Source organism: Pseudomonas sp. OV226, assembly GCF_003148705.1.
In the GTDB taxonomy this organism is placed as follows: domain Bacteria; phylum Pseudomonadota; class Gammaproteobacteria; order Pseudomonadales; family Pseudomonadaceae; genus Aquipseudomonas.
Genome location: NZ_QGGS01000012.1, coordinates 16,132 through 29,482, shown reverse-complemented (window position 1 = coordinate 29,482; position 13,351 = coordinate 16,132). Strand labels below are relative to the sequence as shown.

Annotated in this window: 12 protein-coding genes; 11 read left to right on the top strand and 1 reads right to left on the bottom strand. The window is 56.3% G+C overall.

Annotated elements, in window-relative coordinates; all coding sequences use genetic code 11:
• Positions 1–117 precede the first annotated feature (117 nt).
• Positions 118–558, bottom strand: a complete 441-nt coding sequence (locus C7534_RS19180) for a hotdog fold domain-containing protein (protein ID WP_077431945.1) — start codon at positions 556–558, stop codon at positions 118–120.
• 165 nt (positions 559–723) lie between these two features.
• Here C7534_RS19180 and C7534_RS19175 point away from each other — a divergent pair, with 165 nt between their 5' ends.
• From C7534_RS19175 to C7534_RS19125, 11 genes are all read left to right on the top strand, one after another.
• Entirely contained in the window at positions 724–1,359 is a 636-nt protein-coding gene (locus C7534_RS19175) for a TetR/AcrR family transcriptional regulator (protein WP_077431946.1), read from the top strand.
• Positions 1,360–1,384: 25 nt separating this feature from the next.
• Entirely contained in the window at positions 1,385–2,095 is a 711-nt protein-coding gene (locus C7534_RS19170; RefSeq protein WP_109786679.1) for a GNAT family N-acetyltransferase, read from the top strand.
• A gap of 317 nt (positions 2,096–2,412) precedes the next feature.
• Positions 2,413–4,059 carry a malate dehydrogenase (quinone) gene (gene mqo / locus C7534_RS19165; protein ID WP_109786678.1) on the top strand — a complete coding sequence of 549 codons (1,647 nt, stop codon included), beginning with the start codon at positions 2,413–2,415 and terminating at the stop codon, positions 4,057–4,059.
• 391 nt (positions 4,060–4,450) lie between these two features.
• Complete coding sequence (locus C7534_RS19160; RefSeq protein WP_109786677.1) at positions 4,451–6,166, top strand: arylsulfatase; 1,716 nt, start codon at positions 4,451–4,453, stop codon at positions 6,164–6,166.
• 293 nt (positions 6,167–6,459) lie between these two features.
• On the top strand, positions 6,460–6,810 hold the full coding sequence (locus C7534_RS19155) for an ArsR/SmtB family transcription factor (RefSeq protein WP_109786676.1): 351 nt from the start codon (positions 6,460–6,462) through the stop codon (positions 6,808–6,810).
• Positions 6,811–6,878: 68 nt separating this feature from the next.
• Positions 6,879–7,883 (top strand): ArsJ-associated glyceraldehyde-3-phosphate dehydrogenase, encoded by a 1,005-nt coding sequence (locus C7534_RS19150; protein WP_109786675.1) that lies wholly within the window; start codon positions 6,879–6,881, stop codon positions 7,881–7,883.
• 11 nt (positions 7,884–7,894) lie between these two features.
• Positions 7,895–9,124: an organoarsenical effux MFS transporter ArsJ gene (arsJ, locus tag C7534_RS19145; RefSeq protein WP_109786674.1), complete on the top strand. Its 1,230-nt coding sequence runs from the start codon at positions 7,895–7,897 to the stop codon at positions 9,122–9,124.
• 446 nt (positions 9,125–9,570) lie between these two features.
• On the top strand, positions 9,571–9,849 hold the full coding sequence (locus C7534_RS19140; RefSeq protein ID WP_046030330.1) for a DUF2790 domain-containing protein: 279 nt from the start codon (positions 9,571–9,573) through the stop codon (positions 9,847–9,849).
• A gap of 277 nt (positions 9,850–10,126) precedes the next feature.
• The gene (locus tag C7534_RS19135; protein ID WP_046030328.1) at positions 10,127–10,780 is read left to right on the top strand and encodes a hypothetical protein; all 654 of its coding nucleotides are present in this window, start codon (positions 10,127–10,129) and stop codon (positions 10,778–10,780) included.
• An 83-nt stretch (positions 10,781–10,863) separates the two neighbouring features.
• On the top strand, positions 10,864–11,070 hold the full coding sequence (locus C7534_RS19130; RefSeq protein WP_046030326.1) for a co-regulatory protein PtrA N-terminal domain-containing protein: 207 nt from the start codon (positions 10,864–10,866) through the stop codon (positions 11,068–11,070).
• A gap of 838 nt (positions 11,071–11,908) precedes the next feature.
• Positions 11,909–13,312, top strand: a complete 1,404-nt coding sequence (locus C7534_RS19125) for an MFS transporter (RefSeq protein ID WP_046030324.1) — start codon at positions 11,909–11,911, stop codon at positions 13,310–13,312.
• Positions 13,313–13,351 lie beyond the last annotated feature (39 nt).

Here is a 13,351-nt window from a genome sequence, read left to right as displayed (position 1 = left end):
CTTTGGGGAAAGTGGGGGGGGCCGGGTGTAAGTCCTCATTGTCGGGGAATGGGGTTGTCTTTACGCGACAACCTGTAGCAGCTGACGCAGGCTGCGCCAGCTGCTACGGATCGGGGTTCAGGAAAGCTTCACATTCATGGTGATCCGCGCCGTGAACACTTTTTTGCCTTCAGCGTCATGAATGTCCACCGGGACAATCTTGTCGCCTTCAGTCTGCCAGTCGACCTCTTCACCGTTGGCCACTGCGGTCACGTCGCTTTTGGCCTTGGCGAGGTACTCCACGCTCATGCCTTTTGGAATCCAGCGCGCGCCTGCAGGGATGGACACGTCGGTCATCATTCCGGCAGCCAGCTCGGCGGCGTTGCACATCGCAATAGCATGGACCGTACCAAGGTGGTTGGTGATCTCCCGGCTGAAGGGCACCTGGACCGTGGCGTGATCTGGACGCAACTCCGAGACCAGCGGGTTGATGGTGCTGAAGTAGGGCGCCACCTGACAGGCCATTTGGCTGAACGCTTGCGGGCCTGCGCTGTTGAACATGCTGAGAAACTGACTCATGTTGAAGCCTCACTGCTGGGTTGGTTTTACAGAATATTGTTCCGTAACAGAATAATGTTCTGTGACGGAACAGTATTCTGTTGCCGTGAAATCTGTCAACCTAGCGCGGCTTGTTCATCGGCAGTCGTCTGCCTTGTCATGGACTTTTTTTGGCCTGTGTCCCGTATGGAAACCTCAGATTTACTCGAGCGCTGCTACCCCGGCAGAAGGGCCGAACTCAAACGCGATATCTTCAGAAAGGCCCTGGCCCTGTTCAATGAACAAGGGCTCGAAGCCACGACCATCGAGATGATCCGCGCCGAGTGCGACACCAGCGTGGGCGCGATCTACCATCATTTCGGCAACAAGGAAGGTTTGGTGGCGGCGCTGTTTTTCGCCGCGCTGGACGATCAGGCCCAGCTTCGCGACCGCTATTTGAGTGAAGCAAAGACCACCCAAGAAGGCGTACACGCGCTGGTGCACAGCTTCGTCGATTGGGTCGACAGCCAGCCGGAATGGGCGCGGTTCCAGTACCACGCGCGATTTGCCGTGACCAAAGGGCCGTTCAAAGACGAGCTCGTGGCCCGCAACAAAGCGCGCAACCAAAAGCTCGGAGAATGGCTGGCGGAACCCGGCCGGCGCGATGAGTTGCGAGCGGTTCCGGCTGAACTGCTGCTATCGCTGATCATTGGCCAGTCCGACAGTTACTGCCGCGCGTGGTTGTCGGGGCGGGTGAAGGGCAGTCCGAAGGCTTACCGGGAACTGCTGGCCGAAGCAGCGTGGCGATCAATCTGTGACAATAGCCTGGCCGATGCCCAGTAAGCCTTTTCCCGGAGTCAGAATTTCAATGCCCCAACTCACCCATTTCGACGCCCCGTGCCCGGAGCCTATCAACAGCCAGATCCTGCAGATGGTCGTCGATAACCTGACCGACATCAGCATGGTCGGCATCGGGCCGAGCAACCCGTTGTACAACGTGTACCAATACACGGTCGGCTTCGAAGTGCACCTGTACCTGGAAGCACTCGACGGCTCCAAGGGCATTGCTGTCGAGTTGATCGTCGCCACCGACGATGAAGACCCGTCGAAAGTCATCGGTTTTCTGTTGTACCTGCCGATCAAAGACGACCCCGATGCGTGTGGCGTGGCCTACATGGCGGTCGACGCCGGCCATCGTCGCCGAGGTGTCGCGCGCGCCATGCTGCAAGACATGACCCGCCGCTACCCGCACGCCGAATTGACCTGCGCCGTCGCCAAGGTGCCATGGTTCGAATCGATGGGGTTTCAGGTGCTGGGTGTGCGCAGCACCCACGTGCTGATGAACACTCGCGACCACAGTAGCGAAGGCTTGATGGGGCTGCTGGATGTGGCGTCGATCTACAGTTCGCTGGAGGTTCGACAGATCCATGCCTACTTGCTGCAGAAACATGGCAAGCGCGCAATGATCGACGCCGAGAAGCAGCGTGACCGGCATTTGGACCAGATGATCCGCAACGCCAAGGTGTTTGTGCTGAATCGTTTGGGCCAGAACGCTGCGAACGAGCCTCGTCTGGACTAGACCCGTGAGTCCTTTCCGGAGCGCACGGTCGCCCGACCGTGATATTCTGCGCGCCAACTTGGTTTGACCTAATCAGTTTGCCCGTCCCGGAGACGCGCAAACAGGATCAATGTCGCTCAAGTAGCTGAAGCCAATAATGATAAAAAGTCAGTTCAGTAGGGACATATAACTGAGGTCGATGCAGTCAGTCGGCCTTGTGTGCCCACCCCTCCCATCCTTATGAACAAACACCCACGACATCCTGCCTGAATGCCGTGAGCCCGGGGTTTGGTCGTGAGGAGGGAAGGGCGGATGGCGTTTTATCATAGGTGCTACAGATGTTTAAAAAAGTGAACACGGCCCTGCTGGGGCTGGCTTTGTCGATGGGGATGACTTCCGTCCACGCGGAAGAGGCAAAGAAAGTCGATGTGTTGCTGATTGGCGGCGGCATCATGAGCGCAACGCTGGGTGTCTGGCTCAATGAGCTGGAACCTGGCACCTCGATGGAAATGATCGAGCGCCTCGACGGCGTCGCCCTGGAAAGCTCCAACGGCTGGAACAACGCCGGTACCGGTCACTCCGCCCTGGCCGAGTTGAACTACACCCCGGAAGACGACAAAGGCAACGTACAGATCCCGAAAGCCGTTGAAATCAACGAAGCGTTCCAGATCTCCCGTCAGTTCTGGTCCTGGCAGGTTCAGCAAGGCGTGTTGAAAAACCCGCGTTCGTTCATCAATTCCACACCGCACATGAGCTTTGTGTGGGGCGATGACAACATCAAGTTCCTGAAGAAGCGCTACGAAGCCCTGCAAGCGAGCCCGTTGTTCGCCGGCATGCAGTATTCCGAAGACCCGGCTGTGATCAAGAAGTGGGTTCCGCTGATGATGGAAGGGCGCGACCCGAACCAGAAAATCGCGGCCACCTGGTCGCCGATCGGCACCGACGTGAACTTCGGCGAGATCACCCGCCAGTTCGTCGCGCACCTGCAAACCACGCCAAAGTTCGACTTGAAGTTGTCTAGCGAAGTGCAAGACATCACCAAGAACGCAGACGGCACCTGGCGCGTCAGCTACAAGAACCTGAAAGACGGCAGCAAAACCGAAACCGACGCCAAGTTCGTGTTCATCGGCGCCGGCGGCGGTGCACTGCACCTGCTGCAGAAGTCCGGCATTCCTGAAGCCCAGGAATACGCAGGCTTCCCGGTAGGCGGCTCGTTCCTCGTGACCGAAAACCCGACCATCGCCGAACAACACCTGGCCAAGGCCTACGGCAAAGCCTCCGTCGGCGCACCGCCAATGTCGGTTCCGCACCTGGACACCCGTGTCCTGGACGGCAAGCGCGTCATCCTGTTTGGCCCATTCGCGACCTTCAGCACCAAGTTCCTGAAGGAAGGTTCGTACATGGACCTGCTGACCACCACCACCACGCACAACGTGTGGCCGATGACCAAGGTCGGTATCAAGGAATACCCGCTGGTCGAGTACCTCGCCGGCCAACTGATGCTGTCTGACGAAGACCGCATGAACGCCTTGAAAGAATACTTCCCGAACGCCAAAGCCGAAGACTGGCGCCTGTGGCAAGCCGGCCAACGCGTGCAAATCATCAAGCGCGATGAAGCGGCTGGTGGCGTGTTGAAGTTGGGTACCGAGATTGTTTCGTCGGCTGACGGCTCGATTGCCGGCCTGCTGGGCGCATCGCCGGGTGCATCGACTGCTGCACCGATCATGCTGACCGTGCTGCAGAAAGTGTTCAAGGATAAGGTGGCTTCGCCGGCCTGGCAGGAGAAGCTGCACCAGATCGTGCCGAGCTATGGCACTCAGTTGAACGGCAGTCCTGAGAAGGTTGCGCAGGAGTGGGCTTACACTGCCAAGGTGTTGGAGTTGACTCCGCCGCCGGTGATTCCGCAGTTGACGGCTCCAGTTGTTGCTCCGGCTGATGCCGGGAAGGCTCCGAAGGCTAATGCTGCGAGTGATATGGCTTTGTAAGTAGAAGCTGAATTGGAAAGCCCACTGAACCGGTGACGGTCAGTGGGCTTTTTTGTAGGGAGTGATTTTCTGCGAGGGATAGATTCAACTCGTTCGCATTTTTGTAAACCTTCTTTCCCGAACCTTGTCATTTTTTCTCGGCCATCGGCGCGGGTCTCATTTGTCAGGGCGACAAAGTAGGGCAGCACGGAGCGTCGTATTTGCCTTCGCCAAATAAGTGCGCTGATCCCTGTATTCACCCCATCGTCTAGACTCATCCATCCACGAACTGACGTTTGCCGCACCGCAAGGCTGGAGGGTCATCATCATTACCCATTCTCGATTTTCGAGGGAGGTGCAGCGGTAGTCAGAAGTAGCTGTACGCCTATATCAACAGATAGAGGAACACGCTATGAGACTTAAACAGATGGTGCTGGTGGGGTTGGCCACCAGCGGCATGATGTTGGGAGCGTTTTCACCAACGCTCACCCAAGCGGCCGACAAAAAGCCCAATATTCTGTTCATCATGGGAGATGACATCGGCTGGATGCAGGTCGGGGCTTATCAGAACGGACTGGGTTTTGATACGACACCCAATCTGGACCGAATCGCCAATGAAGGCGCCAAGTTCATGACTTACTATGCCGAGCAAAGTTGCACGGCTGGCCGCAACGCTTTTTTCACCGGCATGACCCCCTTGCGCACCGGCATGATTCCGCCGCAATTGCCTGGCAGCCCCTCTTATCTGCGACCAGGCACACCGGCACTCGCCAAGTTCCTGCTGGACCAGGGCTACACCACTGGTGAGTTCGGCAAGAATCACCTGGGGGATCACCCCGACGCACTGCCTACAGCACACGGCTTCCAGGAGTTCTGGGGCTACCTCTATCACTTGGATGCCATGCAGCAGGTCAGCTTTCCGGACATCAACAAAAGCCCTACCGAACAGGGCTTTGCCCCACCGTGCCAAACGGCGCTCATTCCAGGGGTGCCGGCAGTGCCGGGTGCCGTCGATCCCAAGACCACCGTTTGCCTGACGCCACCGCGGCCTGTTTTGGCCTGTGCATCCAAGGATGGTTCGTCAAAGAACCAGACGTGCAAGGATGAGGGGCCGCTCACCCTGGAACGCTCGAAAACGGTGGATGAAGAAATTTCAGCCAAGGTGATCGACTTCCTCGACCGCAACGACCCAAAGACGACCGACAAGCCCTTTTTTGTCTGGTACAACCCGGCGCGCATGCATATAACCACCGTGTTCTCGCCCAAGTATGAGGCCATGCTGGGCGAACGAGGTGGTAACGACTGGGGTATCCAGGAAGTCGGCATGAAGCAGATGGACGACAATATCGGCCTGGTGCTGAAAAAGCTCGAGAGTATGGGGCAGCTGGACAACACCATCGTGGTGTTCACCACAGACAACGGTGCAGAAAGCCAGACATTCCCCGATGGTGGCATGACGCCCTTCAAGGCCGGCAAGCTGACGACCTGGGAAGGCGGCATGCGTGTACCGGCGCTGATCCGTTGGCCCGGTCAAATCAAGCCCGGTACGGTGTATGACGACATCGTTGCCTCCTACGACTGGATGCCGACACTGGTTGAAATCGCGGGCGGCCCGAAAGGCAACGAACTCAACGCGCAGATCATGGCCGGCAAATACCCGGGCATCGTCAAAACCAAGCTGCAGGGCGTCAATCAACTGGACTATCTGACAGGCAAATCGAACAAGTCCGCGCGCGATACATTCTTGTACTACACCGGGGCTACACCGTCGGCCGTACGCTACAAGAACTGGAAGATTTACTTCACCATGGAAGGGTCATCCGGCGCTTCAGCACTGGCAGGCCCACAGCAGTATGGCTGGGCGCAGGTGCAAAATATCCGCAGGGATCCGTTCGAACAGGCCGTAGGCGAAGAGCAGAAGTCGGTGCTGTCTATCGGCGGTGCATTGGCGGCACCCAGCACGGCCTATCTCTACGACTGGAACCTGTTGCCGGTTGGCCAGCAATTATGGCTACAGGAACTTGAGTCCTTTGCCGAGTTCCCGCCCCTGCAATCGCCGGAGTCCTACAACCTCGTGCAGGTCCTGGATCAAGTCAAGGCGATGAACAAGAAGGTACCGGGCCAGTAGGCGTGTGAAGCGAGAAAGCCAGGGCGCTCTGCCCCTGGCTTTCTCTGCTGCTGGTAATCAAATCCATCCCGATTGTATTGGGGGATGTGACGGCATAGGCGAAAAGCTGGGTTTGCTTGCCAAAACACCCGCTGCGGATCGATCGCGGCCCCAAAAACAGGCAACGATAGGCTAGAAGCAGGCACTGAAGGCGTTCATTAAGCATTGAATATTTCACTGGCATGCCAATGTCAGGTCTTTCTAAATTCATAAATATCCGTATATTCGTATGTTCATATATATGAGCCGCTCCGATGAACCTCCTGCCTGCCACTGTCTTCAAATGCCTGGGTGATGAAACCCGCGCAAGGGTCATGTTACTGCTCTGCGCACAAGGTGAACTCTGCGTATGCGAACTGATCTGCGCACTCGGTGACAGTCAACCCAAGATTTCACGCCACCTGGCTCAGTTGCGTACCTGCGGACTGCTCGAAACTCGCCGTCAAGGGCAATGGATTTACTACCGACTGAACGTTGAGCTTCCACAGTGGGTCATCGACGTAATCCAGGTCACGCTTGAGGCCAACCGCCACTGGCTGAGCCAGGACGAAAAACGCCTTGATCAGATGGGTGAGCGTCCCGAGCGCCAGGCAGCATGTTGCTGAGATAGCTGTTAATTCAATCAAACCATCTACTGCCCCTCCGAAGTCAGCACACGAAAGAGAACAACATCATGAGCATCAAAGTAGGTATCAACGGTTTCGGTCGAATCGGTCGTCTTGCATTGCGCGCCGCTTGGCACTGGCCCGAGTTTGAATTCGTGCAAATCAATGACCCTGCTGGCGACGCTACCACCCATGCGCACCTGATCAATTTCGATTCCGTGCACGGCCGTTGGCACAACGAAGCCAGCGCCGATAGCGATTGCGTGGTCATTGACGGTCGACGCATTCGGGTGACGGCCAACCAATCCATCGCCGACACTGACTGGTCCGGCTGCGATTTAGTCATCGAAGCCAGTGGCAAAATGAAGTCCGTTGGCGTGCTTCAGGCGTATCTGGAACAAGGTGTGAAGCGCGTGGTGGTCTGCGCACCGGTGAAGGAACAGGGCGCGCTGAACATCGTCATGGGCGTCAATCAGCACCTGTTCGATCCGGCTCGGCACCGTATTGTTACCGCCGCATCCTGCACCACCAATTGCCTGGCTCCGGTGGTCAAAGTGATCCACGAAAACCTCGGTATTCGCCATGGTTCGATCACCACGATCCACGACCTGACCAATACGCAAAGCATCCTCGATCAGCCGCACAAGGACCTGCGTCGCGCCCGTGCTTCGGGCATGAGCCTCATCCCGACCAGTACAGGCTCGGCGACAGCCATTGCGGAAATTTTCCCGGAGTTGCGTGGCCGCCTGAACGGCCATGCCGTGCGCGTACCACTGGCCAATGCCTCTCTTACCGACTGCGTGTTCGAGGTGGAGCGTGCGACTTCGGTGGATGAGGTCAATGAGTTGCTCAAATCTGCGGCTGCTGGCCCGCTCAAAGACATCCTCGGTTATGAGGAGCGTCCACTGGTTTCGATCGACTACCGCACCGATCCGCGCTCCTCGATCATCGATGCGCTTTCGACCATGGTGGTGAACGGCACCCAGGTGAAGATCTACGCCTGGTACGACAACGAGTGGGGTTACGCCAACCGCGTTGTCGAACTGGCCAAACTGGCCGGCTTGGCCGGTTAACAGCGGTGGTCATGAAGGCGTCGTCAGCCCTTTCCCCGGAAGTTCGGCAGTACCTGCTGGTCACCGGCAACTACTGGGCCTTCACCCTCACCGATGGCGCACTGCGCATGTTGGTGGTATTGCATTTCCACACATTGGGCTACTCGCCGCTGCACATTGCCGCGCTGTTCCTGTTCTACGAAATCTTCGGCGTCATCACCAACCTGGTGGGCGGCTACCTGGGCGCTCGCCTGGGCTTGAATCGCACGATGAATATCGGTCTTGGCCTCCAGGTCGCCGCCTTGCTGATGCTCACAGTACCAGTCGCTCTACTGACCATTCCTTGGGTGATGGGCGCTCAAGCATTGTCCGGTATCGCCAAGGACCTCAATAAGATGAGTGCCAAGAGTTCGATCAAACTTTTGGTGCCCGACCAGCAGCAGGGCACGCTTTATCAGTGGATAGCCGTCCTCACCGGCTCAAAAAACGCCCTCAAGGGTGTGGGCTTCTTCCTGGGCGGTGCCTTGCTGGCATGGCTGACGTTCAGAGGGGCGGTGCTGCTGATGGCAACGGTATTGGCGCTGATCTGGATCGCGAGCCTGTTCTTGCTGCAAAAGGATCTGGGCAGAGCCAAGGCCAAGCCGAAGTTCCGCGAAATGCTCTCCAAGAGCCGAGCGATCAACATCCTCTCGGCGGCGCGGCTGTTTCTTTTTGGTGCTCGCGATGTGTGGTTTGTCGTCGCCTTGCCGGTGTACCTGAGTGAAGTACTGGGCTGGGACTTTTGGCGGGTGGGTGGATTTCTGGCAGCCTGGATCATCGGCTACGGCATCGTTCAGTCTCTCGCCCCGAACATCACCGGGAAGACGCGTGGCCATGTCCCGGATGGGCGAGCGGCCTTCATTTGGGCGGCTTCGCTGGCCGGCTTCCCGGCCACTATCGCCCTCGGCCTCTCGGCGGGTGGGTCACCCCAGGTTGTGCTCCTGGGTGGATTGATGATCTTCGGTGCGCTGTTTGCGGTGAACTCCTCCTTACACAGCTACTTGATCATCTCCTATGCAAAAGAGGACGGGGTATCGCTGGATGTGGGTTTCTATTACATGTCCAACGCATTGGGGCGGCTGCTCGGTACCGTACTGTCTGGCTGGATTTACCAAGACTACGGGCTGGAAGCTTGCCTGTGGGTTTCTACGGCCTTTGTCATGCTGGCCGCGCTGATTTCCAGCGGCTTGCCCAAACACGCCAAAGCGATACCTTCGACATGACAAGTTGGAATTTCACCGGCTGAATGCCGATGGAAGAATTAGCAGTCTGGCACACCGCAAGACGGTGGTTCGTCATAGCAGTTTTATTAAGTAAACAGGCCGATTTCAGCCATTTGTCACTGGCTGCCTTGAGTTGATGCGGTCGGTCTCGAAAGCTTGAATTCGCCATCGCCCGGATTCAGCCGGCTGAATTGAAAGTACTGATTCACCTTGCGTAAAAATCCGTCATGACATGTTATGACCTCCCTCAAAAACGGACTTTGACCAACAAATACGGGGGTTAAAGGACGAATGGTCGAGAGGCGTCAAGCGCGGTGAATTGCTGGGAGTTTGCAGCCACTACATGCTTTTCAGGCAGGCGCGTTCGTCGCGGGAAAGTGAACTTCATTTTCTTCACGTGTCACATTAGGTCCTCGTCAAGTGAACTTCAGCAGAGGTACAGCCTAATGAACATGGCCACAGTAGTCAGTGCCGTGATTTCGAGTCTCGCACCAAGTGTCTTTGACCAGAACGGCTTGCAAGAGCCCGGCGCGCATGTGTCAGCCGTCGATTACCACTACGGAATGGAAATCGATGTGAAGCAAGTACTGCGGCGCACCGATACATCCGATAAGACTGGCGTAGTACCAGTGACCCTGGTTTACCTGGACAGCCAAGGCGAGGTTCACAAACTTCGTTTCCTCGAATGGGGCGGAAGCCCGGCCAACCCCACCAGCGTGACCTGATCCGCTCACCGACAGGATTCTGGGCCTCGCCTGTCCCCCCAGAAGCGCAAGTTAAACCTCATATGTATTAAGTACGAATGAAGTTTTTGTTACCTGAAAATGGACATGATCGAATGATTAAAAGTTCATTCGCAAAAATCGCTATTATCTTGGCAGCGTAATACTGCAAGAGTATTTGATAATGATTATTGGATCCTAATTGCAATCAGCAACGGCAAACTCTAATTAAGTCGTGTCGTGAGTTATGTTGATTCACTATTGAAGTCAAGAGGTCACCATGGAACTTAGTATGCTTTCTTCGTCCACCGTGGAATATGTGCGTTTGGGTGTTGTGTATTTCCATCTTATCGCTTGCTGCGTGGCAATCGGGCTGGTGTTGACCAGTGACATTGCAATGGTCAAGCAACTCCTGAAAGGGGATGTGTCGGGTCACCATGATGACGCGCATATGGAAAGTCTTCAAAAAACCGTAGTGCTTGCACTTGTCGCTCTGTGGATTACGGGCATTGGTATTGTCGGGATAGATTATGCCGGCAAGGGAATGGAATATTTCCTCAATCCAAAATTGCAAGCCAAGATCGGGATAGTTGTGCTGTTGACCTTTAACGGTTTCCTCTTGCATAGCGCTGTATTGCCGGCCCTGAAAAAAGCCGGTTCGTTGCTGAAACTCTCCTTTAGCCTGCGGATGCTGGCGCTGTTCTCCGGCGCCCTCTCTGGCGTGTCGTGGTTCTATGCCGCCATGCTGGGTGTTGGTCGTCCGCTGGCCTGGAAGTACTCGCTGGTGGAGTTGCTGGCAGCCTATCCGGTTCTCATCGTCGGTGGATTTGGAATGATGGTGCTGCTCACTGCCTGGGCAAAAAACAGAGACGCTCAAGAGCGCATGGAGCAAGGCGCCTGGGGCGCCAGAAGCACCGCCCTGGCTGGATGGTGAAGCCCGGTTGAATAAGCAAGTTCAGCTTTAACAAATGAATTCCGTTGTTAACCGTTAATAAAATCTCACGTGAGGATACCCAAATGAAATCTATGAAAGCTCTCTTCGTAGTCGCCGCTTTGACCGCTTCTTCCCTGGCGATGGCCACAGGTGGCGGTGACCGAACCTTCACACGCATGGAGTCGGCCCGGAAAGTGTCGATGGAAGCCTTCCAGGTTGCGCAGAAACAGAAGGCTGAAGCCGCTGTAGCTCAAAGCAAAGCCAAGGCAACCGATCGCACCAACAGCTGATCTGTGTAGCGCGTTCCCGGGCAGGGCTGTCGGTAAACCTGATGTTGGATCAAGTAGATCTACAAGGGTAGGCGAGGGCGTTGTTCCAGCGTGGTGAGCAGTAAAAAGCCCCGCTCCCTTTTAAGGGGCGGGGCTTTATACATTTCAGCAATGTCGCAAAGTCAAAGCGTCATGGTGAAAGGTGCTGACTTTGGCAAAGCTCCTTCCTGGGTACTCAAAACGGATTGAAGAGTCGCCATTCCGCCGTCTGTGCGGGGATGTTGGTCGTCGTACAACGGAGTTTGGTTTCGAATTCCCCACAACCTGCCATCAACGCCCGTAACGCCAAAACGCCAACACTCCTGCAGCTAGCGCCGTCTGTAGTCATCCGCAAATTTTCTCGCAACCCCGTCACCCAGACCAACGGCCATCTTTCAGATTGACAGCCCAACCTCAATCTCGCTATAAAAGGCGCAGTTGTACGACGACAGACGAGACATCGACTGTTCATCCTAAAAATAAAAAAGCGTGTCGGCCCTCATCATGAATTCATCTAGCGTACTCAGCCCCCTCTACGTCGCTTCTTCTGGCCCGATCCTGTCTGCTTGCGCGCCCGCGCAATCGGCTGTGTTGCAGGCGACTGCCCCGTCAAACCCCTGCCAGCACTCGCGACACGTCTACCTCCAGCCGTAAAAAGATGCACCGGCGGCGGGGTACAGCATTCGAGTTAATCGAAAGTGACGGCTGAACCTGACCCGCCTAGACGCGGATTCCTCGCGTTTTGGCGATGCTTTACGACACACTTGATCTCGCTTGAAACCGAGAGATCATCACCATAATCCAATAATAAAGTGATGCCATGAATCTGAACGAGCCCATCAATGCGCAACGCGTCGGCCAAACGGTCGGCAAATATCGCTGGACGATCTGTGCACTGTTGTTTTTCGCCACCACCGTCAATTACCTGGACCGTCAGGTACTGAGTCTGTTGGCGCCGCAACTGTCGACGCAGTTTGGTTGGAGTAACACTGATTACGCCAACATTGCCGCGGTTTTCCAGTTCGTGTACGCGATTTCCATGCTGTTTGCCGGCCGCTTCGTCGACAAGATCGGCACCAAGAAAGCTTATATGTTCGCGATTGGTATCTGGTCCACGGGCGCGGTCATGCACGCCTTTGCGGTGCCAATGGGTGAGGGCATCGGTGCGCTGAGCAGTGCACTCGGCCTGGCGGTCATTCCGGTTTCGATTGCGGGTTTCATGCTGTCGCGCGCTGTGCTGGCGATTGGTGAAGCGGGTAACTTCCCGATTGCGATCAAGGCCACCGCCGAATACTTCCCGAAGAAGGAACGTTCTTTCGCCACCGGCATCTTCAACTCCGGCGCCAACGTGGGCGCAGTCCTGGCACCGATTTGCGTGCCGCTGATTGCCGGCATTTGGGGCTGGGAAGCCGCGTTTATCGTGATCGGTATGTTGGGCTTCGTCTGGGTCGCTGTCTGGATCGCACTTTACGAGAAGCCAGATCAGCAAAAGCGTCTGTCGGCTGAGGAACTGGCTTACATCCGCAGCGATGAAGGGGTGCAAGTGGCTACGCCTGAAGTGAAGGGTGTCGCGGCCAAAAAAGTATCGTGGTTCAAGTTGCTGACCTACCGTCAGACTTGGGCCTTTGCTTTCGGCAAGTTCATGACCGACGGCGTGTGGTGGTTCTTCCTGTTCTGGCTGCCGACCTATCTGTCGGCGCAATACGGCATGAAGGGCGCGGACATCGTGTTGCCGCTGGCCGTGTTGTACAGCATGACCATGGTCGGCAGCATCGGCGGGGGCTGGTTCCCGAGCTACTTCATGGCGCGCGGCGACAAGCCGTATGACGGCCGCATGAAAGCCATGCTGGTAATCGCGCTGTTCCCGTTGGTGGTGCTGCTGGCGCAGCCATTCGGTTACATCAGCTTCTGGGTGCCGGTGCTGCTGATCGGTGTTGGCGCGTCGGCTCACCAGGCGTGGTCGTGCAACATCTTCACGACCGTGTCCGACATGTTCCCGCAAAAAACCATCGCTTCCGTGGTCGGCATTGGCGGCATGGCGGGTGGTTTGGGCGGTGTCGTGATGACGAAGGTGGGTGGTTACGTGTTCGACTACTACAAATCGATCAACGATATTCACACCGGCTACATGATCATGTTCGCCATCTGTTCGCTGGCCTATCTGGTGGCCTGGAGCGTGATGAAAACGCTGGTGCCACGCCATAAGGAAATCACCGATCTGTAAGCGGCGATTGATGCAATAGAAAGCCCCGTCCCACGTGAG

Bases quoted from the DNA above. Each gene is read 5' to 3' on its own strand.
- C7534_RS19130 (WP_046030326.1), top strand. From the start codon at position 10,864: ATGAAATCTATGAAAGCTCTCTTCGTAGTCGCCGCTTTGACCGCTTCT.
- C7534_RS19150 (WP_109786675.1), top strand. From the start codon at position 6,879: ATGAGCATCAAAGTAGGTATCAACGGTTTCGGTCGAATCGGTCGTCTT.
- arsJ (WP_109786674.1), top strand. From the start codon at position 7,895: ATGAAGGCGTCGTCAGCCCTTTCCCCGGAAGTTCGGCAGTACCTGCTG.
- C7534_RS19125 (WP_046030324.1), top strand. From the start codon at position 11,909: ATGAATCTGAACGAGCCCATCAATGCGCAACGCGTCGGCCAAACGGTC.
- C7534_RS19180 (WP_077431945.1), bottom strand. From the start codon at position 558: ATGAGTCAGTTTCTCAGCATGTTCAACAGCGCAGGCCCGCAAGCGTTC.
- mqo (WP_109786678.1), top strand. From the start codon at position 2,413: ATGTTTAAAAAAGTGAACACGGCCCTGCTGGGGCTGGCTTTGTCGATG.
- C7534_RS19140 (WP_046030330.1), top strand. From the start codon at position 9,571: ATGAACATGGCCACAGTAGTCAGTGCCGTGATTTCGAGTCTCGCACCA.
- C7534_RS19135 (WP_046030328.1), top strand. From the start codon at position 10,127: ATGGAACTTAGTATGCTTTCTTCGTCCACCGTGGAATATGTGCGTTTG.
- C7534_RS19160 (WP_109786677.1), top strand. From the start codon at position 4,451: ATGAGACTTAAACAGATGGTGCTGGTGGGGTTGGCCACCAGCGGCATG.
- C7534_RS19155 (WP_109786676.1), top strand. From the start codon at position 6,460: ATGAACCTCCTGCCTGCCACTGTCTTCAAATGCCTGGGTGATGAAACC.
- C7534_RS19170 (WP_109786679.1), top strand. From the start codon at position 1,385: ATGCCCCAACTCACCCATTTCGACGCCCCGTGCCCGGAGCCTATCAAC.
- C7534_RS19175 (WP_077431946.1), top strand. From the start codon at position 724: ATGGAAACCTCAGATTTACTCGAGCGCTGCTACCCCGGCAGAAGGGCC.